18 protein-coding genes are annotated in these 18,381 nt (G+C 66.0%); 6 read left to right on the top strand and 12 right to left on the bottom strand.

What is annotated here, in order from left to right; genetic code table 11:
* Positions 1-45: 45 nt before the first annotated feature.
* Complete coding sequence (locus BCL79_RS08845; RefSeq protein WP_019183637.1) at positions 46-468, top strand: F0F1 ATP synthase subunit epsilon; 423 nt, start codon at positions 46-48, stop codon at positions 466-468.
* A gap of 84 nt (positions 469-552) precedes the next feature.
* Here BCL79_RS08845 and BCL79_RS08840 read toward each other — a convergent pair whose 3' ends face one another.
* A complete protein-coding gene (locus BCL79_RS08840; RefSeq protein WP_121040075.1) occupies positions 553-936 on the bottom strand; it encodes a GtrA family protein in 384 nt (127 codons plus the stop codon).
* An 85-nt stretch (positions 937-1,021) separates the two neighbouring features.
* On the opposite strand from BCL79_RS08840, the gene glmU reads away from it, so the two are divergent.
* The gene (gene glmU, locus BCL79_RS08835; protein WP_121040072.1) at positions 1,022-2,386 is read left to right on the top strand and encodes a bifunctional UDP-N-acetylglucosamine diphosphorylase/glucosamine-1-phosphate N-acetyltransferase GlmU; all 1,365 of its coding nucleotides are present in this window, start codon (positions 1,022-1,024) and stop codon (positions 2,384-2,386) included.
* A 19-nt stretch (positions 2,387-2,405) separates the two neighbouring features.
* Here the strand turns inward: glmU and BCL79_RS08830 are convergent, their stop codons facing one another.
* The 7 genes from BCL79_RS08830 to BCL79_RS08800 all read right to left on the bottom strand — a co-directional run bounded on the left by BCL79_RS08830 (position 2,406) and on the right by BCL79_RS08800 (position 10,176).
* On the bottom strand, positions 2,406-3,773 hold the full coding sequence (locus BCL79_RS08830) for a sensor histidine kinase (RefSeq protein ID WP_121040069.1): 1,368 nt from the start codon (positions 3,771-3,773) through the stop codon (positions 2,406-2,408).
* Complete coding sequence (locus BCL79_RS08825; protein ID WP_121040066.1) at positions 3,770-5,110, bottom strand: sigma-54-dependent transcriptional regulator; 1,341 nt, start codon at positions 5,108-5,110, stop codon at positions 3,770-3,772. Before BCL79_RS08825 ends, BCL79_RS08830 begins: the two co-directional genes overlap by 4 nt.
* A gap of 78 nt (positions 5,111-5,188) precedes the next feature.
* Positions 5,189-5,590, bottom strand: a complete 402-nt coding sequence (locus BCL79_RS08820; RefSeq protein WP_121040063.1) for a PDZ domain-containing protein — start codon at positions 5,588-5,590, stop codon at positions 5,189-5,191.
* 1 nt (position 5,591) lies between these two features.
* Positions 5,592-6,812 (bottom strand): ABC transporter permease, encoded by a 1,221-nt coding sequence (locus tag BCL79_RS08815; protein ID WP_121040060.1) that lies wholly within the window; start codon positions 6,810-6,812, stop codon positions 5,592-5,594.
* Positions 6,813-6,828: 16 nt separating this feature from the next.
* A complete protein-coding gene (locus tag BCL79_RS08810) occupies positions 6,829-8,133 on the bottom strand; it encodes an ABC transporter permease (protein WP_121040057.1) in 1,305 nt (434 codons plus the stop codon).
* Positions 8,134-8,141: 8 nt separating this feature from the next.
* Positions 8,142-8,867 carry an ABC transporter ATP-binding protein gene (locus BCL79_RS08805; protein WP_121040054.1) on the bottom strand — a complete coding sequence of 242 codons (726 nt, stop codon included), beginning with the start codon at positions 8,865-8,867 and terminating at the stop codon, positions 8,142-8,144.
* Between the two features lie 43 nt (positions 8,868-8,910).
* On the bottom strand, positions 8,911-10,176 hold the full coding sequence (locus BCL79_RS08800) for an efflux RND transporter periplasmic adaptor subunit (protein WP_121040051.1): 1,266 nt from the start codon (positions 10,174-10,176) through the stop codon (positions 8,911-8,913).
* Positions 10,177-10,380: 204 nt separating this feature from the next.
* Here BCL79_RS08800 and glmS point away from each other — a divergent pair, with 204 nt between their 5' ends.
* Positions 10,381-12,222 carry a glutamine--fructose-6-phosphate transaminase (isomerizing) gene (gene glmS / locus BCL79_RS08795; RefSeq protein ID WP_121040048.1) on the top strand — a complete coding sequence of 614 codons (1,842 nt, stop codon included), beginning with the start codon at positions 10,381-10,383 and terminating at the stop codon, positions 12,220-12,222.
* 347 nt (positions 12,223-12,569) lie between these two features.
* Positions 12,570-13,001, top strand: coding sequence for a CBS domain-containing protein (locus BCL79_RS08790; RefSeq protein WP_088433777.1), 432 nt, complete (start codon positions 12,570-12,572; stop codon positions 12,999-13,001).
* Between the two features lie 59 nt (positions 13,002-13,060).
* Here BCL79_RS08790 and BCL79_RS08785 read toward each other — a convergent pair whose 3' ends face one another.
* The 3 genes from BCL79_RS08785 to BCL79_RS08775 all read right to left on the bottom strand — a co-directional run bounded on the left by BCL79_RS08785 (position 13,061) and on the right by BCL79_RS08775 (position 16,333).
* Positions 13,061-14,512 (bottom strand): UdgX family uracil-DNA binding protein, encoded by a 1,452-nt coding sequence (locus BCL79_RS08785; protein ID WP_121040045.1) that lies wholly within the window; start codon positions 14,510-14,512, stop codon positions 13,061-13,063.
* A gap of 1 nt (position 14,513) precedes the next feature.
* Positions 14,514-15,824 (bottom strand): putative DNA modification/repair radical SAM protein, encoded by a 1,311-nt coding sequence (locus BCL79_RS08780; RefSeq protein WP_121040042.1) that lies wholly within the window; start codon positions 15,822-15,824, stop codon positions 14,514-14,516.
* A gap of 74 nt (positions 15,825-15,898) precedes the next feature.
* Positions 15,899-16,333, bottom strand: a complete 435-nt coding sequence (locus BCL79_RS08775; RefSeq protein ID WP_121040039.1) for a VOC family protein — start codon at positions 16,331-16,333, stop codon at positions 15,899-15,901.
* A gap of 181 nt (positions 16,334-16,514) precedes the next feature.
* Here BCL79_RS08775 and BCL79_RS08770 point away from each other — a divergent pair, with 181 nt between their 5' ends.
* Positions 16,515-16,877 carry a hypothetical protein gene (locus tag BCL79_RS08770; RefSeq protein ID WP_121040036.1) on the top strand — a complete coding sequence of 121 codons (363 nt, stop codon included), beginning with the start codon at positions 16,515-16,517 and terminating at the stop codon, positions 16,875-16,877.
* 48 nt (positions 16,878-16,925) lie between these two features.
* Here BCL79_RS08770 and gloA read toward each other — a convergent pair whose 3' ends face one another.
* Positions 16,926-17,456: a lactoylglutathione lyase gene (gene gloA, locus BCL79_RS08765; RefSeq protein WP_088433782.1), complete on the bottom strand. Its 531-nt coding sequence runs from the start codon at positions 17,454-17,456 to the stop codon at positions 16,926-16,928.
* Between the two features lie 440 nt (positions 17,457-17,896).
* Between gloA and BCL79_RS08760 the strand changes: the two genes are divergently transcribed.
* The gene (locus BCL79_RS08760; protein WP_121040033.1) at positions 17,897-18,304 is read left to right on the top strand and encodes a CopL family metal-binding regulatory protein; all 408 of its coding nucleotides are present in this window, start codon (positions 17,897-17,899) and stop codon (positions 18,302-18,304) included.
* Positions 18,305-18,381: the final 77 nt, after the last annotated feature.

The following is an 18,381-nucleotide window of genomic DNA, read 5'->3' as shown; positions in this document are numbered from 1 at the left end:
CATCCTGCGGTGGGCGCGAGCCCGCCCTAAAGCGAGAAGAGTTTCATGAGCACCATCCGTTGCGACATCGTCAGCGCCGAGCAGGAAATCTTCCGTGGTGAGGCGACCCTGGTCGTGGCCACCGGTGAGCTGGGTGAGCTGGGCATCGCGCCCAAGCATGCCCCGCTGATCACCCGCCTGAAGCCGGGCAAGGTGGTGGTGACCACGCCGAGCGGCGAGCAGATCGACTTCGCCATCTCCGGCGGCATTCTCGAAGTGCAGCCGCAGGTCGTGACCGTGCTGGCCGACACCGCGATCCGTGCCCAGGACATCGACGAAGCCTCGGTCCGCAAGGCCAAGGAAGAAGCCGAGCGCATCCTGGCCAACCGTGGTGAAGCAATGGAAGTGGCCGAAGCGCAGCAGCGCCTGGCGGAAGTGTCCGCCCAGCTGCAGGCGCTTGAGCGCCTGCGCAAGAACCTCAAGCACTAAGCGGGGCGGCGCGACGGCGCCATCCGCGAAGGGGAAAACGCCGGCTTGCCGGCGTTTTTTTTGCCTGCCTCCCGGTACGCCGGATCAGCGGAAGATCAGGGTCCGCATCAGCAGGAACGACAGACCGGCCAGTGCGCCTTCGACCAAGGGTTTGGCCAGCCACGCATAGCGTAGCCCCATGTGCTCGGCGGTCAGCGTCACCAGCAGCGTGCTGATCCCGGTCAGCACCGCCCACAGCAGCGCGAAGCGCACGAACCGCGGCCAGCCCAGACGGTGTTCACCATCGTGGGCGAACGTGTAGCGGCCGTTGAGCCAGAAGCCGAGCAGCATGCCGCTCACGCGCCCCAGCAGGTTGCCGGGTGCGGCTGGCATTCCCAATGCGGTGGCAGCCACGAACACGGCCCAGTCCAACACCAGCTGGATCAGGCCCACGACGAGATAGCGGCTACCTTGGCGGAGGAGACTCACGTGCACTCCGGGTGCGGACAATCCCACATGTTAACGAGCGTCGCACTAGAATTCCCATCAACGATTCCCGGAACGTGATCTACCCATGACCCAGCCCCTGCACGTGATCATCCTGGCCGCCGGCGCCGGCAAGCGCATGAAGTCGGCCCTGCCCAAGGTGCTGCAGCCGATCGCCGGGCGCCCGATGCTCGCCCACGTCATCGACACCGCACGCCAGCTGCAGCCTGAAGCGATCCACGTGGTGTACGGCCATGGCGGCGAAGCGGTGCGCCAGGCATTTGCCGATCAGCCTGACCTGCGCTGGGCCGAGCAGGGCGAGCAGTTGGGCACCGGGCATGCCGTGCTGCAGGCCATGCCGGAAGTGCCGGATGCGGCAACCGTTCTGGTGTTGTACGGCGACGTGCCGTTGATCCGCGGCGAGACGCTGCGCCACCTGCTGTCGCAGCCGGGCCGCCTGGCCGTGCTGGTGGCCGAGGTGGCCGATCCGACCGGCTATGGCCGCATCGTGCGCAATGCCGAGGGCAAGGTCGGCGCGATCGTCGAGCAGAAAGACGCCACCGACGAACAGCGCAGCATCCGCACCATCAATACCGGCATCATCACCGCCGAATCCACGGCACTGCGCCGTTGGTTGTCCCAGCTCTCCAATGCGAACGCGCAGGGCGAGTACTACCTGACCGACATCTTTGCTGCGGCAGCCAGCGATTACACCCCGGCCGAGATGGCGTTCGTGCAGGATCCGCAGGACGCCGAGGGTGCCAACGACCCGTGGCAGCTGGCCCAGCTCGAACGCGCCTGGCAGCTGCGTGAAGTGCGTGCGTTGTGCGCACAGGGCGCGCGCGTACTGGACCCGGCACGGCTGGATATCCGTGGCACGGTGACCGTGGGCAGTGACGTGCAGATCGACGTCAACGTGATCCTGGAGGGACGCGTGGTGCTGGGCGATGGCGTCAGCATCGGTGCGTTCACCCGGCTCAAGGATGTCAGCCTGGCCGCGGGCACCGTGGTCAAGCCGCACTGCGATCTGGACGGGGTGATCAGCGAAGGCGCGGCGGAGATCGGTCCGTTCGCCCGGCTGCGTCCAGGTACCGTCCTCGCGGAGGGCGCGCACGTCGGCAACTTCGTGGAAACCAAGAAGGTCGTGCTCGGCGCGGGCAGCAAGGCCAACCACCTCACCTACCTGGGTGATGCAGTGATCGGCAGCAAGGTCAACATCGGCGCGGGCACCATCACCTGCAACTACGACGGCGTAAACAAATCGCAGACGACCATCGGCGACCGTGCCTTCATCGGGTCCAACAGCTCGCTGGTTGCGCCGGTCGTGATCGGCGAGGGCGCCACGGTGGCGGCCGGCTCGGTGATCACCCGTGGCGCGCCTGCGGACAAGCTGACCGTCGCACGCGCACGCCAGGAAACCATCGACGGCTGGAAGCGCCCCACGAAGAAGTAGTGCCGGCCTGCGGCCGGCGCTAGCGGGTGTCGGCAGGCAGGAACACCGCCACGCACAGGCCACCTTCGCGGCGGTTCTGCAATGAAATGCGGCCGCCGTGCGCTTCGACGATCTCGCGCGTCAGCGCCAGGCCGAGGCCGGTGCCGTTGCGCTTGGTGGAATAGAAGGGCATCAACGCGTTCTGCAGCACCGCTTCGTTCATGCCCTTGCCGCGGTCCAATACCTCCAGCCGCAGCCACTGCGGCAGGCGGGTCAGGCGCAGCTCGACATCCTCATTCGGTGGTTCGGCGTCCGCGCAGGCTTCATGCGCGTTCTTGAGCAGGTTCAACAGCGCCTGCCCGAGCTGGGCGATGTCCACCCGGCTGTGCAGATCATCGGGAATTCCGGCCATGCGGAACGGGATCTGGTGCTGAAGGCCGGTCAGGAACAGGTTCCACTGCACGGTCTGCAACTGCGGCTGCGGCAGCTTGGCGAAGCGCGCGTAGCCCCGGATGAACCCTTCCAGGTGGCGGGCGCGCTCTTCGATGGTAGTGAACACTTCTTCCAGCCGTTCCGTCTTGCCGCGCCGGACCAGCTCGCCACCGGAATGCGCCAACGAGGCGATCGGGGCCAGCGAATTGTTCAACTCGTGGCTGATCACCCGGATCACCTTCTTCCAGGTCTGCACTTCCTGACGGCGCAGCTCAGCGGTCAGCAGGCGGATCAACAGCAGGTCGTGCGGGCGGCCGTTGAGATGGAAGTTGCGGCGGGACAGGTGATAGATCTGCTCGTCGTCTTCATCACGTTCATCATCATTGTCCTGGCCTTCCCCGCGCACCGCGAACAGGCTGTCGCCCCCGCGGGCGATGGCATCGCGCAGCTCGATCGGCATCGTCGCCATGACGTCGTCCATGCGCTGGCCTTCCAGCTTCCAACCGTTGTGCAGCAGCTTGCGCGCCGCCAGGTTGGAGAACACCACGCGCTGCACGCCGTCGCCGCCGTGCGCCAGCAACAGCATCGACACCGGCGTGTTCTGCACCATGGTGTCCAGCAGCAGCTCGCGCTGGACCAGGTCCTGGCGCTGCGCACGCAGCACATCGCCGAGTTCGCGGTGGGCCTGGACCAGATCGCCCAGCTCATCATTGGAGGGCCAATAGATGCCGAAGTTGTATTCGCCGTCGCGGTAGCTGCTGGTGGTGCCGGACAGGGCGCGCAGCAATGAGCGGATCGGCGCCGTCGCGCGGCGCAGGCTCCACCACATCAGCGCCAGCAGCACGACAACCGAGATGCACGTAACCGCCCAGCCATGGTCCAGCCAGAACGCCAGATACCACGGAAATGCAGCCGCCAGTGCCAGCACCGGCAGCAGGCGCAGGAACAGCCGGAAGGTGAACGAGCGCCGCTTCATTCGCGCGGGATGCCGTAACGGTCCATGCGCCGATACAGCGCCTGGCGGCTGAGCCCGAGCTCGGCCGCCGTCTGGGCGATGATGCCGTGGTTGTGGGCCAGTGCGGTTTCGATGCGGCTGCGGTCCGGGTCCACGGTCGGGCTGGCCGCGCGCGGGGCCGCGGCGCGCGGCAGGTTGAGGTCGCCTGCCTCGATGCGCGGTCCGGTGGCGAACAGTTGGGCGCGCTGCAGCACGTTGCGCAGCTCGCGCACATTGCCCGGCCAGGGATGCCGCTGAAGCGCGGTGGCCGCAGCGGTGGACAGTGGCTTGCCACTGTCCAGGAAGCGTTCGGCCAGCGGCAGGATGTCGCCGGGCCGCTCGGCCAGCGGTGGCAGCGCCAGCTCGACGGTATTGAGGCGGTAGTAGAGATCCTCGCGGAACTGGCCATCGCGGATCATCGCGGGCAGATCGGCGTTGGTCGCACTGATGACGCGCACCTTGACCTGCCGCTCGCGGTTGGAGCCCAGTCGTTCGAAGCGGCCGGTTTCCAGCACGCGCAGCAGTTTCATCTGTCCACTGGCAGAGAGATTGCCGATCTCATCCAGGAACAGGGTGCCGCCATCGGCGGCCTCGAACTTGCCTTCGCGTGCCTTGTTGGCACCGGTGTAGGCACCGGCCTCGGCACCGAACAACTCCGCCTCGATCAGCTCGGACGGAATCGCGCCGCAGTTGAGCGCGACGAACGCCCCCTTGGCTACCAGCGAGTTGGCCTGGATGATCTCGGCGATCTTCTCCTTGCCTGCGCCGTTGGGGCCGGTGATCAGTACCGGCAGTGCCGAGCGTGCCACCTGGCAGGCCAGGTTGACCACACGCTCACTGGCCGGATCGGCCACCACGGCGCCGCGCAGATCGTAGCGGGCCTCCAGCGCCGAGCGATCCCGTTGCTCGCGGTCGCGGCGGCGGTCCAGTTCGCGGCGGGTTTCCGACAGCTCCAGCAGGTTGTTGACCGTGATCAGCAGCTTGCGGTCGTCCCATGGCTTGGCCAGGTAGTCCGCGGCGCCCGCCTTGACCAGATCGACCGCACTGCTCAGATGTGTCCAGGCGGTCAACAGGATCACCGGCAGATCCGGATGGCGCGCGCGGATCTGCTGGAACAATGCTTCGCCTTCTTCGCCGGAGGTGGTGTCTTCGGTGAAGTTCATGTCCTGGATCACCAGATCCACCGGCTGTTGTTCCAGGATCGCCAGCCCTTGTTCGGGCGAGATCGCATGCAGCGCCTCGATGTCGTGCAGCGAGAACAGCACGTCTAGGGCGGTGCCGACGCTGGCGTTGTCGTCAATGATCAGGATCGAGGGCATGCGTCAGCGTAGGGCCGGAAGTGGAATCAAGAGTACCGGAGCGCCGGGCCAAGGGGCAGATGGCCCGGCGCGCTTGGCTCAGTTGCCGGCGCCAGGCGCCTGGGGGATGGGCGGGGTCTGCACTGCCAGGACGTCGCTCCAGGCGGCGGTGTTGACATCGACGGTCACCTGGTCGCCCTTGCGCAGCACGACGACGGGCACCCGGGTGGCCTTGTTGCCGACCAGTGCATGGGTGAGGTCGGCCATGCGCCGGACGGGCTGGCCATCCACACGCAGAATCCGATCGCCGCTGCGCACGCCGAAATAGGTGCTTGGCTCGGTGGTGGTAACGCGCACGATGCCATCCCGGGCATCCACCACCAGGTGGTGGCTGTCATCGCGCCACTCCAGGCGCGCGGTATCGGTCTGGGTGGCGGCCAGCGCGGGAGCGCTGGCCAGCAGGAGGGAGAACAACAGGGTAGCGAGTTTGGTCTGGCGCATTTCAGGCACTCCGGGTGGCAACGGCAGGGGGGACGGCGGCGGCACGACGGGCCGGGCCGAAGACAGCGATCTGGCCGAGCAGCCACAGCAGCACCGCGCCGATCGGCAGGTAGCTGATGGGCATGCGCGGCAGCTCGTAGTTGTTCATCAGCCACAGGTTGATCGTGTAGGCCATCAACATGCCCAACACGATCCCCACGGTGGCCAACAGGAAGTTCTCGGTCTGGAAGTAGCGCAGGATCTGGCTGCGGGTTGCCCCCAGCGCACGGCGGATGCCGATCTGCTTGGTGCGCTGCTGCACCCAGAAGCTGGCCAGGCCGACGATGCCCAGTGCAGTGACGACCAGCAATGCCACGCACACGGTGATGAGCAGGCCGACCATGGCGCGGTCATTGGCGAAGTACTTGTTGCGTTGTTCCTCGTAGGTGTACTTGCCGTGCACCAGGCGGCTGGCGTCCACCCGCTCCAGGGCTGCGACGGCGGACTTGAGCACTTCGTCGCGGCGGGTTGGATCGGTGACACGCACCAGGTAGAAGCCCTCGTCATAGGTGGTCCGCAGCGGCAGCACGATCGAGAACTGCGTGTCACCATCACGTGCCGTCGGGCGGGCCAGCACCTTGACGATGCCGATGATGCGCAGCGGCATGGAGCCGCTGTAGATCGTCTTGCCCAGTGCATCGCCGCCGGGGAACATCTTGTCGGCAATTGCCTTGGTGACAACCACCGCCGAGCCCTTGTCCGCCGCGACTTCGTCGTTCTTGACCTCTTCCAGATCGCGATATTCATCGGGCTGGAAATCGCGACCGGCGATCAGCTCCACGCCCAGCGTATCCAGCGCACCTTCCCGGGCGAAGTACTGGGAGGAGCTCAGCGTTGGGCGCTCCTGGTCGGGGACCAGGCCCAGGCTGGTATTCCAGGAGCTGTTGCGGAACGGGATCTGATTCAGCGTCACTGCGCTTTTGACGCCGGGAAGCGCATGCAACGCCGCCAGATCCTCGCGGGTACGTGCCACGGCGTTGACCTGGGGGCCGATGCCGCCCAGCCTGACTTCGATCAGTTCGGTTTCGGCGATGCCGCTGGGCTGGTTGATCTTTTCGATGCGCTGACCAATAAGGAACAGCGCATTGCAGACGATGGCGCAGGTCAGGGCGATCTCCAGCACGATCAGTGCCGCGGCGGTCTTGTGCCGGCGCAGGGTGGAGAGGATGGGACGGATATCCATGGTGTGCTCCGGATCCTTACTGCGATTTGAGTTGGATGGCGGGCGTGACCTGCATGGCGCGCAGCGCCGGCAGGAATCCAGCCAGCAGGCTGGCGACCAGGGTCAGCGCGAAGGTCATCAGCAGCATCTGTCCATCCAGCGTGGCCAACTTGGCGTAGTCCACGGGTTGTTGGCGCACTGCATACAGCCCGACCATCGCCAGTACCAGGCCGAGCAGGCCCCCGGCCAGGCCGACCGTGCCGGCCTCGATCAACGATTGCAGGAAGATCTGGCCACGGCTGGCACCCAGCGCACGGCGTACCCCGATCTCACCACTGCGACGCAGGAATTTGGCCAGCAGCAGGCCCACCGTGTTGATCAGGCAGACCAGCAGGAAGCCCATCGCCAGCCACAACTGCAGGCGCACATCACCGGGGACGACCTTCTTGAAGTCCAGCCATTCCATGACATTGCGCAGGCGCACGTTGTTGGGTCGTTCAAAGCGACCGGCAGCACGCTGCTGATCGGAGTAGTTCTCCAGGTAGCGGCGGTACTCTGCGGCCTGGCCGGGGTTTTCCAGCTCCACCCAGTACTGGATCCAGGTGCAGCTTGCGCTGGGCCCGGTGGGATCGGTCTCGTTGCGACGACCGAAGCAGTCGATACTGCCGTTGCGGTCGAACTTCAACTCGATCGCCGTGGAGAACGGCAGGAAGACGTCCTCGCTGTCGCCGTAGCGACCGGTATACAGATCATAGAAGTGCGGATTGGGGTGCCAGTCGCCGAGCACGCCAACGACGGTCATGGTGTTGCCGTTGACGCGCACCGATTTGCCGACGCTGTTGGCGCCCTCGAACAGCTTCTGGTTGAGTGTCTTGGAAATCACCGCGACCCGGCCGCGACCTTCATCCTCAGTCTCCTTCCACCCTTGGCCGTACAGGAACGGGGTATCGAACATCGGGAAGAAATCGCTCGAGGTGTAGCGCGCATCGGTGCTGAACGGGCGCAGCGTGCTGCTGTCCGGCTCAATGGTGACGCCACCGCCGGTCATCATCGCCTGGCGCTTGGCATGCTTCTCACGAAGCAGCTTGTCCGCATCGAATCGGGTCAGCTGATCGGCGGGCTCTTCTCCGGGCTGATAACCGAGCAGGGGCTGTGGATCAACCAGGACGCTGAACAGCCGGTCGCTCTTCTGCGGAATCGGATCACCGGACAACACATGGAACACGGTCAGCGTGGTCATCGAAGCGCCGATACCCAGCGCGATGGCGATCACCATCAGCGCGGTCAGCACCTTGTTGCGCCGGAAGCTGCGCAGGGCCAGTCGGAAGTAGTAAGCAATCATGGCCGGCCTCAGTCGTTGGCGATGGCGGCGGCAACCGCGGGGCGCGGCGTGGCGAGCACCGGATCGCGCAGCAGGTCGGTGACCTGGCCATCGACGATGTGCACGTTGCGCTTGGCGCGCGCGGCCAGTTCCGGATCGTGGGTGACCATCACGATCGTGGTGCCCTTGGAATTGATCTCTTCCAGCAGCTCCATCACGCCCCGGGCCATCTGGCTGTCCAGGTTGCCGGTCGGTTCATCGGCCAGCAGCAGGCGCGGGCTGCCGGCCAGTGCACGTGCGATCGCGGCGCGCTGCTGCTGGCCACCGGACAGTTCGGCCGGGTAGTGCTTCATGCGCGAGGCCAGGCCCACCTGGCCAAGCGCGTGCTCGATGCGCTGCTTGCGTTCGGCCGCGGGCATGCCGCGGTAGCGCAGCGGCACATCGACGTTGTCGAACAGGTTCAGGTCGGAGATCAGGTTGAAGCCCTGGAAGATGAAGCCGATCTTCTGGTTGCGCAGGCGGCTGCGGGCGTCGTCACCGAGTTGGCTGACGTCCTGGCCATCGAGCAGATAGGTGCCGCTGGTGAAGGTCTCCAGCAGGCCGGCGATGTTGAGGAAGGTGGTCTTGCCAGAACCGGACGGACCGGTCACGGCGACGAACTCCCCTTCGCGGACATGCAGGTCCAGCGACCGCAGGGCATGGGTTTCCACCTGTTCGGTGCGGAAGACTTTGGCGACCGAGCGCATTTCAAGCATGGCTGTTTTCCTTTGAGGGTCGAGAAGATCGAAAGGGACTGAATCAGTTGATGGAGACGCGCTCGGCGTCGCCGAACAGATCACTGCCGGACACCACGACGCGATCGCCGGGCTGCAGGCCAGAGAGGATTTCCACTTCGCCCAAGCTGCTCACACCGAGCTTGACCGGGCGACGGACCGCACTGCTGCCGTCCATGACGTAGGCGTAGCCGTTGCCCTGTTCGACGAACGGGCCACGTTCGATCTTGAGTGCGTTGCGGCGGGTATCGAGCAGCACGCGTGCCTGCATCCGCTGGCTCTGGCGCAGGCCCTGTGGCTGCTTGTCAGCAAAGCGGATGCGGGCGTTGACCTCACCGGCGACCACTTCCGGGGACACCGCGGAGATCTCACCGGCGAACTGGCCGCTGCCGCCGGTCAGCTGTGCCGGCATGCCGATCGACAGCTCGCGCGCGAAGCTCTCCGGCACCTTGATCTCGATCTCGAAGCGGGACAGGTCGACCACGCCCAGGATCGGCGCATTGGCGACGACGTTGGTGTGCTGGGTGGCTTGCACCTGGCCGACCTGGCCATCGAACGGCGCGCGCAGGGTGAGCGCGTCGACCTGACGTTCGACTTCGGTGACCACGGCGCGCTGGCGGTCGGCCAGCAGGCGCTTGTTGCGCGCATCCAGATCGGCGCCCTGGGCCTTGAGCATGGCGTCCTTGCGGGCGTGCTCGAGCTGGATGTCGCTCTTCTTGACGGTGTCCTCGGCCTTGGCGACATCCACCTGCGGCACCGCGCCACCATCGAAGCCGCGTTTGTAGCGCTCCAGGTCGCGCACCGCGGCCTGGCGTTCGATCACGGCCTGGTCGGTGTCTTTCTGGGCGGTGGCGCGGGCCAGCGTGGCATCCAGGCTCGCGCGGCTCGCCTCGGCCTGCAGCCCGGCCAGCGTGGCCTGTTCCTGGGCCAGCTTGCTGCGCAGCTCAGGGCTGTCGATCACGGCCAGCTCCTGGCCCTGCTTGACCACATCACCGGCCACGACCTTCAGATCCACGTTGCCGGCGGAGATCGCATACAGCACCGGGTTGTTGGCCGCGATCACACGGCCGTCCGCAGCGATGTCGCGGACCATGTCGCCCCGGGTGACCTCGGCCACGCGGACACGTGCGCTGTCGAACGAGCGGCTGGCGCCGAGCCAGGCGCGGGCGGCGAAGCCGATCGCCAGCAGCACGACCAGGGCGGCGACCGCCGGCCACAGCCAGCGCTTCCACGGGGCGGGCGCGGCATGCGAGGAAAGGGTCTGGTCCTGGGCGGAAGTGTCGCGGATCATGGGGCTCGTTCGCGGTTGGGTTGTGAAGTACCAAAGCAGACTTCGTGCCAACTTTTCACCCTTTCAAAACAAGGGCTTGCGATCGGGGCGGCGTGTCCGCGTGTCCGCGGACACCGGACCGGACACTTTCGTTAAGCCGACAGCGCCCAAGCCGCCGGGGCGGCCACGCTAGAATGCGAGGCTAACCAGCTGGGATCTGAATCTATGTGCGGCATTGTGGGAGCGATCGCGCATCGCGACGTGGTACCGGTCCTCATCGAAGGCCTGAAGCGACTGGAATACCGGGGCTACGACTCCTCCGGCATTGCCGTGATCGATACCGCCGCCGCCGAGCCTGATGTCCGTCGTGTGCGCCGTACCGGCCGGGTGGCCGAGATGGAGAAGGCCGCCACGAGCGAAGGTTTCCAATCGCTGCTCGGCATCGGCCACACCCGCTGGGCCACCCACGGTGGCGTGACCGAGGCCAATGCGCACCCGCACATCAGCCACGGCGTGGCACTGGTCCACAACGGCATCATCGAGAACCACGAAGAACAGCGCGAGAAGCTGCGCGCGCTGGGCTACACCTTCGAGTCGCAGACCGACACCGAAGTGATCGCGCACCTGATGCACCATCACCTCAAGGAAGGCGACAGCCTGCTGGCGGCGCTGCAGCGCACGGTCAAGGAATTGACCGGTGCCTACGCGCTGGCGGTGATGAGCCGTGCCGAGCCGGAGCACTTTGTGTGCGCGCGCATGGGCTGCCCGCTGCTGGTCGGCGTGGGCGAGGGCGAGAACTTCGTCGCCTCCGATGTCTCGGCGATCCTCCAGGCCACCCGCACGGTGATCTTCCTGGAAGAGGGCGACACCGCCGACATCCGCCGCGACGGCGTGCAGGTCTACGACGAGCACAACCAGCCGATCGTGCGTGAGGTGCACCTGTCGGATGTGTCGCTGGCGTCGCTGGAGCTGGGCCCGTACCGCCACTTCATGCAGAAGGAAATCCACGAGCAGCCGCGCGCGCTGGGCGACACCATCGAAGCGGCGATCGACGCCGGTGGCTTCCCGGCGACCCTGTTCGGCAAGAATGCCGAAGCCGTGCTGTCGGGTATCGAAGGCGTGCAGATCCTTGCCTGCGGCACCAGCTACTACGCCGGCCTGACCGCGCGTTACTGGATCGAAGCGATTGCCGGCCTGCCGTGCAGCGTGGAAGTCGCCAGCGAATACCGTTACCGCGCCGCCTATGCGAATCCCAAGCACCTGATCGTCACCATCTCCCAGTCCGGCGAAACGCTGGATACGATGGAAGCGCTCAAGTACGCCAAGTCGCTCGGCCATCTGCATACGCTCTCGATCTGCAATGTGCCCGAGAGTGCGATTCCGCGCGCCAGTGAACTGGTCTGCTACACCCGTGCCGGTGCCGAGATCGGTGTTGCCTCGACCAAGGCCTTCACTACGCAGCTGGCGGCACTGTTCCAGCTCACCGTGGTGCTGGGCAAGCTGCATGGCCGCATCGATGCCGTGCAGGAAGCGGACTACCTGGAGCAGCTGCGCTTCCTGCCGGGCAGCGTGCAGCACGCGCTGAACATGGAGCCACAGATCGCCGCATGGGCCGAACGCTTCGCACGCAAGAGCAGTGCACTGTTCCTGGGGCGTGGCCTGCATTACCCGATCGCGCTGGAAGGCGCGCTCAAGCTCAAGGAGATCACCTATATCCACGCCGAGGCGTATCCGGCCGGTGAGCTCAAGCACGGCCCGCTGGCGCTGGTGGATGAGGACATGCCGGTGGTGGTGATCGCCCCGAACGACAGCCTGTTGGAGAAGGTCAAATCCAACATGCAGGAAGTGCGTGCGCGCGGTGGTGAGCTGTTCGTGTTCGCCGACCAGGACAGCAACTTCGTCGAGTCCGACGGCGTGCATGTGATCCGCACCCCACGCCATGTGGGCGCGCTGAGCGCCGTCGTGCACACCATCCCGGTGCAGTTGCTGGCTTACCACACCGCACTGGCCCGCGGGACAGACGTGGACAAGCCGCGCAACCTGGCCAAGAGCGTGACGGTGGAGTGATGTGTCCGCCGCCGACGCGGCGCTGACACGTATCCAGGGTGGCCCTGCGGGGTCACCCTTTTTTTTGTGCGATCAGCCTGTTGCAGAGCCACCCCATGGGGTGGCTACCCGGCAATCGGTACCGGAACTTTAGTCTCACCCTGCGGCGGCATTCAGCGACGGTTTTAGTCACGGTGCCATTCTCAGGGTCGTTCACGCTTTCCACGACGAACCGTCCCAGATTTGCAAACTCCTGGCCCAGGGTGCGGTCGTAGAATCGAGTGACCGAGGACCGCGTGGCACTGCCACCGACCTCGCTGCAACCAGGCGCATCTCTCGACTTCAGTAACCTGTAACAGGAAACAAGAATGAACGTCCGCGAACTCCTGCAATCCAAGAAAGAAGCCATCGTCACCATCGATGTGGAAGACACCATCGGTGCGGCCGCGCACAAAATGAGCGCGCACAAGATCGCCGCCCTGGTGGTCATGAAAGATGATGCGCCGGTAAGGATCGTGTCCGAGAAGGACATCGTGCGCAGCCTTGCGGAAGATGGCCCCCAGGCGGGCCGCCGGGTCATTTCCAGCCTGCCGTCGGCCGGGCTGGAAGGCATCGGTCCGGACGCGACGCTCAAACAGGCCATGGCGCTGATGACGTACTCCCGCCATCGTCACCTGATGGTGACCGAGGGCGCCAAGCTGGTCGGCATCCTGAGTCTGGGCGATATCGTCAAGAATCTCCTCAGCGAACTGGAGCTGGAAAAGGCGGTGCTGCAGGACATCTACATGGCCGCGCACTGAGATAGCGCCATCGACATTGACGGGCATTGCCGGCCACTGGCCGGCAACCCCGTACGAGGTCAGTGCTTGCGGTTGATCTCGACGAGCTGCTCAAGGTCATTCTTCAGCAACCGATAGGCGCCATCGCGCGCCTCACCGTCCGGTTGCCGCAGCACCCACGATGGATGCACCGTCGCAAAGGCGCGCGTGCCGTCATCCAGGACGTGCCAGCGCCCGTGGTTCGCCATCAGGTTGAAGCCCGCACCGAACACGGCCGTGGCCGCGGTGGCGCCCAGGCAGACGATCACCTGCGGGCGCACTTTCTCGATTTCCCCCATCAGCCACGGCCGGCAGGCGTTGACGTGGGTGAGCTGCGGCTTGCTGTGGATGCGCCGTTTGCCGCGCCGTTCAAAGCGGAAGTGCTTGACCGCATTGGTCAGGTACAGCGCGCTGCGCTCGATGCCGAGCTCACGTAGCGCACGGTCGAGCAGCTGTCCTGCCGGGCCTACGAACGGGTGGCCGCTGAGGTCCTCGCTGTCGCCGGGTTGCTCGCCGACCAGCATGATCGATGCGTTCGGCGGCCCTTCACCGAACACCGTCTGCGTGGCCGGTTCCCATAGCGGGCAGCGGCGGCATGCCGAGGCAGCATCGCGCAGTGCGCCGAGCGTGGCCGGTGCAGTGTCCGTGACTGCTGGCGCGCCGGTGGCGGGTACAGGAATGCGTCGCCGCGGTGCCTGCGCCTGCCGATCGTGCATCTCCTGCACGCGGTCACCGGCATCACGCACCAGCTGCGGCAGCAACGTGGCTTCGGGCAGATGCTTCCAGTATTTCGCCGGCATCTCCTGCTGCATCATCCGGGTGTTCAGCCGTGCCGGATTGAAGATGTTGGCGTAATAGGTCCGCCACAACTCCTCGCGCGCATCCTCGGTTGGCGCATCGCTCTGCCGGCCGCCGGGGCCGAATGACAGCGCCTGGCCATCCCAGTGCGCGCTGCGCCCCGGCGTGAGAATCGCCCAGCGCATCCCGGCGAAGCGGCGCGCGAAAAACGGAGCGACGCGATCGACGATGTGGTGCTCCGGCTCGAACCAGGCGATGAACGCATCCTGTTGACCCGGCACCTCGCGGAAGCGCACGAAGGCCTTCATCTTGTGCGAGTCGCGGCGTACTGCCTGGCTCAGCGCCATCGCGCGCAGCACGTCCGGGTCGGTGGGGTTGGAGAGGAGGCTGCGCTCGCCGTGGGCGATGCGCCACAGCATGCGATACAGCAGCGACAAGCGCTGCGGGTCGCGGTGGCACAGGCACGTAGCGGCCAGTTCGACGAACACCTTGGCCACATAGGTAGGAGCGTCGTGCGGTGCGCCGGCCTCTGCGTCGGTGCCTTGCAGCGACGGGGCATCCAGCAGCGAGGCTTCTTCGCCGTGCAGCCAGTCCAGCTGCTCGGGTGCCACGGCGTGGCGCAAGGCCAGGCGCGCGGCATCGCGCCACGCCTGCAGCGACCACGGCGGGTCAATGCGAACGCTCCATCGCGCCATTTCAGTGTGCGGCAACCGCATCGAACAGCGAGCCCTGCTTCGGCGGCGGCGCCAGGCGCGCGCGCAGCGTGACCGGGTCATCCAGCTGCTTGCGCGGGTGGTGGTCGGCCAGCTGCACGAACGGCAGCAGCTTGCTCATCGGCGCGCGCAGGCGTGCCACATCGGCTACCCGCAAGCGCCCATGGCGGCGTGCCATCAACACCCGCTTGACGTTGCGCACGCCCAGGCCCGGCACGCGCAGCAGCAGCTCTTTGGGCGCGAGGTTGAGATCGACCGGAAAGCGCTCGGGATGGCGGATCGCCCAAGCTATCTTCGGGTCGATGTCCAGATCGAGCATGCCGCCCTGGGTGGTACTGGTGATCTCGTCCACGCCATACCCGTAGAAGCGCAGCAACCAGTCCGCCTGGTAGAGGCGGTGCTCGCGTGCCAGCGGCGGTGCCTGCAGCGGCAGTGCCTTGCTGGCATCGGGGATGGGGCTGAAGGCGGAGTAGTAGACCCGGCGCATCCGGTAGTTGCCGTAGAGGTTGTCCGCTGCACCGAGAATCTGCTGGTCGCTGGCACCGTCGGCACCGACGATCATCTGTGTGCTCTGGCCGGCCGGCGCGAAGCGCGGTGCGCGCGCCCGGCGGCCACGCGCAGCGGGTGCCGGCATCGGTGAAGCGGCCGATGTCGCGGCGGTACCTGCATCGGACTTGCCCGCCTCCTTGGCCTCCTCGATGCGCCAGCGCAGCTCGCCCATTGCCCCCCGGATCGATGGCAGCGATTTCTCCGGGGCGAAACTGGCCAGCCCGGCCTCGGTCGGCAGCTCGATATTGATCGACAGCCGATCGGCATGGCGCCCCGCGGCGGCGAGCAGTTCCGGCGAGGCTTCGGGAATGGTCTTCAGATGGATGTACCCGGCGAACCGGTGCTCCTCGCGCAGCACCCGCGCGATCTCCACCATCTGCTCCATTGTGTAATCGGCATTACGGATGATGCCGCTGGAGAGAAACAGGCCTTCGATGTAGTTGCGCTTGTAGAAATCCACCGTCAGCGCGACCACTTCCTCCACACTGAAGCGCGCCCGCTGCACGTTGCTGGAGACGCGGTTGACGCAGTACGCGCAGTCGTAGATGCAGAAGTTGGTGAGCAGGATCTTCAGCAGCGACACGCACCGGCCATCCGGCGTGTAGCTGTGGCAGATGCCCATGCCCTCGGTGCTGCCGATGCCGCCGGACGCGCGCGAATCACGCTTGCCCGCGCCGCTGGAGGCGCAGGACGCATCGTATTTCGCGGCATCGGCAAGGATGGCCAGTTTGCGGATCGTCTCCATGGAAAGACCGTACCGGGGCACGATCTCATCCAGTGAGACGCATCAGATACTCCCTGAAGAATTCAGGTTACGCCTCAGCCTTCAAAGGTCACCTTCACCGAGTCCGCGCTGTAGATGGCCGGGCCATGGAACACCACTTCGATGTTGTTGCCATCCGGGTCCAGTGCGAAGGCGGCGTAGTAGCCGGGGTGGTAGGGCCGCTCGCCCGGCGCACCGTTGTCCTTGCCACCGTTGGCCAGTGCCGCCCGGTGGAAGGCCTCGACGGTGGCGCGGTCGCGGGCCTGGAAGGCGAGATGGTGGCGACCGGTGAGCTGGCCGAGCGCCGCCTCGCTGTCCGGCGTGGAAACGAACAGCTCATCGGCCCAGAAATAGGTATCGCCTTCACCGGCGATCGGGATGCCGATCGTGTCGAACACGGCCTGGTAGAAGCGGCGGCTGGCGGCCAGATCCCTGACCACCAGTTGCAGGTGATCGATCAGGCGGCCGCGGTGCAGTTCCATCGTTTCCATACCGACTCCATTGGGTAGTGGGACGGGCGCAGGTATACCACCGCAGGCCCCGCGTGGCATGGGCGCGGTGTCGACCTTGCTGACCAGGCGCCGGCCTGTGTCGGCCCAGGCCCTTCCGCCCGCCCGCGCGCTGACCTACGCTGCGCGCTGGTGTCATGAACGCGCAGGCGGAGGAGGCACGATGCTGTGGATGGTGATGATGGCGCAGGCGGTCGCCGGCGACGCGGGCTACGACCAGGTGCGTGCATGGGCGCAGCGCGATGAGGCCAGCCTGACCCCGGCGGCCTACACGGAGATGCTGGACAGCATGAGCGAGGTTGGGGGTGCCGCCTTCACGCGCTGCATGCCGACCCCCGCGCCGGAGACACTTGCCGCATTCACCGTGGTGTTGCAGCTGGATGCGCAGGGCAAAGTGGTGCGGACGTGGCGCGAAGGCGACGCGGCTGTCGCGCGTTGTGTGGACGCAGGGTTTGCGGGGAAAACCCTGTTCATACCACCGCAGGCGCCGTTCTATGCGGCGTTCGAGTTCCAGGTCCAGCCGTAGCGCCCGCCACGCGCCGATGGAGGCAGGCGCGTCGCGGTGCGTTCGGGATCAGGCGATCGGGGTGTTGGAGATGATCTCCACCCAGTAGCCGTCCGGATCCTTGATGAAGGCCAGGTGCTTCATGCGGCCGTCTTCCAGGCGCTTCTGGTAAGGCACCTGCAGTTCATCGAAGCGCTTGCAGGCGGCCTGGATGTCCGGCACGGACACGCAGATATGGCCAAAGCCGCGCGGGTCGGTATTGCCGTTGTGATAGACCGGGCCGTCCTGGTTTTCGGTGCCATGGTTGTGGGTCAGTTCGAGCACGCCGGGGAGGCCGGCCATCCACACGCGACGCGCGTCGTCGCCCTCGGGGATCTGCGTGCCGGCCGGCAGCAGCGCCAGGAAGTACAGGCTGAACTCGGCCTCGGGGAAGTTGCGCAGGTCGATCAGGCGGAAGCCGAGCACGCGGGTGTAGAAATCCAGCGAGGCGGTGGCGTCCTTGACGCGCAGCATGGTGTGGTTGAACACGAAGCCAGCGGTCTCGGCAGGCACGTCGGCAGCGACGCCGGGGTGCTCGCGGAGGGAGGCGGGAAGGGTCATGGGAGAGGTCCTGTCACGATGAAAAGAAGCGCGATGACGCGCGTGCGGACAAGTTTACGGAACGCGGGTGAGGTCTGGACAAGCGCCTGACAGGGCCACGCAAAAAGTTGCATGTGTAACGAGCGATCGATATCCATCGTTGCTTGTAAAAATAGAGGCGACATCGCACCCGAACAGGCATGGTGGCGCTTGGCGGCGACGTGCGCGCTGGCTATGCTGCAACGCAGGATGGACGCTGGCGCGTGAACCGGGTCGATGCGGGTGGCATCGGCGGGAAGGGAGCTGGCAGAGGCCGACAGGACGGATATCTGCGTGGGGAAACGCGCAGCCGGCAAGGGAGACGCCGACGTCGTAAAGGGGGGAGGGGAGTTGACGCGCCCCGACCGACGCGCTATTCAATGTTTTGTATATACAAATAAACCGAGGCTGTTGAGCGCCCCATGTCCTACCGCTTGATGCTGCCATTGCTGCTGATCGCTCTGCTGGGTGCCGATGGCGTCCTCGGTGCGTGGGCGAGCACGCGCATGGCCCTGCATGCGATGAGCGGCAGCGGTTCACTGGTGGCCGCGCAGGACGGTACGGCGGGCGAGGCCTGCGACCTTCCCCCGCAGGACGCCGCACCGGCGCTGGCCGCGCATGGCAACCACGAGCGCAGCAAACACCGCGGGGATGCCGACTGCGCGGACCGCGCGGCCTGCGATTGCGTCTGCGTGCTGACCTTCTATCCGCCTTCGGCCACCACGCTGTTCGCCACGCGGCATTCGCCGATTTCGATGGACACGCTGTTCCCGCCGCTGGAGGTTCCGCCCCGGAAGCTCTCGCGCGTCTTCCGACCTCCCATCGCCTGATCTTGTCGTTCCGGCGTCGATACGGCGCCTGATGTGATCCGCCGTGGCCATCGTGGCCCGCGGATCTTGCCACCAGA

This window comes from Stenotrophomonas rhizophila (genome assembly GCF_003651185.1).
In the GTDB taxonomy this organism is placed as follows: Bacteria; Pseudomonadota; Gammaproteobacteria; order Xanthomonadales; family Xanthomonadaceae; genus Stenotrophomonas; species Stenotrophomonas maltophilia_Z.
The sequence above is the reverse complement of the archived record's forward strand: the minus strand, read 5'-3'. Positions and strand labels throughout refer to the sequence as shown.

Excerpts from the sequence above, each read along its gene's own strand:
- BCL79_RS08815 (WP_121040060.1), bottom strand. The coding sequence starts at position 6,812 with ATGGATATCCGTCCCATCCTCTCCACCCTGCGCCGGCACAAGACCGCC.
- BCL79_RS08810 (WP_121040057.1), bottom strand. The coding sequence starts at position 8,133 with ATGATTGCTTACTACTTCCGACTGGCCCTGCGCAGCTTCCGGCGCAAC.
- glmU (WP_121040072.1), top strand. The coding sequence starts at position 1,022 with ATGACCCAGCCCCTGCACGTGATCATCCTGGCCGCCGGCGCCGGCAAG.
- glmS (WP_121040048.1), top strand. The coding sequence starts at position 10,381 with ATGTGCGGCATTGTGGGAGCGATCGCGCATCGCGACGTGGTACCGGTC.
- BCL79_RS08805 (WP_121040054.1), bottom strand. The coding sequence starts at position 8,867 with ATGCTTGAAATGCGCTCGGTCGCCAAAGTCTTCCGCACCGAACAGGTG.
- BCL79_RS08760 (WP_121040033.1), top strand. The coding sequence starts at position 17,897 with ATGTCCTACCGCTTGATGCTGCCATTGCTGCTGATCGCTCTGCTGGGT.
- BCL79_RS08785 (WP_121040045.1), bottom strand. The coding sequence starts at position 14,512 with ATGGCGCGATGGAGCGTTCGCATTGACCCGCCGTGGTCGCTGCAGGCG.
- BCL79_RS08780 (WP_121040042.1), bottom strand. The coding sequence starts at position 15,824 with ATGGAGACGATCCGCAAACTGGCCATCCTTGCCGATGCCGCGAAATAC.
- BCL79_RS08800 (WP_121040051.1), bottom strand. The coding sequence starts at position 10,176 with ATGATCCGCGACACTTCCGCCCAGGACCAGACCCTTTCCTCGCATGCC.
- BCL79_RS08845 (WP_019183637.1), top strand. The coding sequence starts at position 46 with ATGAGCACCATCCGTTGCGACATCGTCAGCGCCGAGCAGGAAATCTTC.
- gloA (WP_088433782.1), bottom strand. The coding sequence starts at position 17,456 with ATGACCCTTCCCGCCTCCCTCCGCGAGCACCCCGGCGTCGCTGCCGAC.
- BCL79_RS08830 (WP_121040069.1), bottom strand. The coding sequence starts at position 3,773 with ATGAAGCGGCGCTCGTTCACCTTCCGGCTGTTCCTGCGCCTGCTGCCG.
- BCL79_RS08825 (WP_121040066.1), bottom strand. The coding sequence starts at position 5,110 with ATGCCCTCGATCCTGATCATTGACGACAACGCCAGCGTCGGCACCGCC.
- BCL79_RS08770 (WP_121040036.1), top strand. The coding sequence starts at position 16,515 with ATGCTGTGGATGGTGATGATGGCGCAGGCGGTCGCCGGCGACGCGGGC.
- BCL79_RS08775 (WP_121040039.1), bottom strand. The coding sequence starts at position 16,333 with ATGGAAACGATGGAACTGCACCGCGGCCGCCTGATCGATCACCTGCAA.
- BCL79_RS08820 (WP_121040063.1), bottom strand. The coding sequence starts at position 5,590 with ATGCGCCAGACCAAACTCGCTACCCTGTTGTTCTCCCTCCTGCTGGCC.
- BCL79_RS08790 (WP_088433777.1), top strand. The coding sequence starts at position 12,570 with ATGAACGTCCGCGAACTCCTGCAATCCAAGAAAGAAGCCATCGTCACC.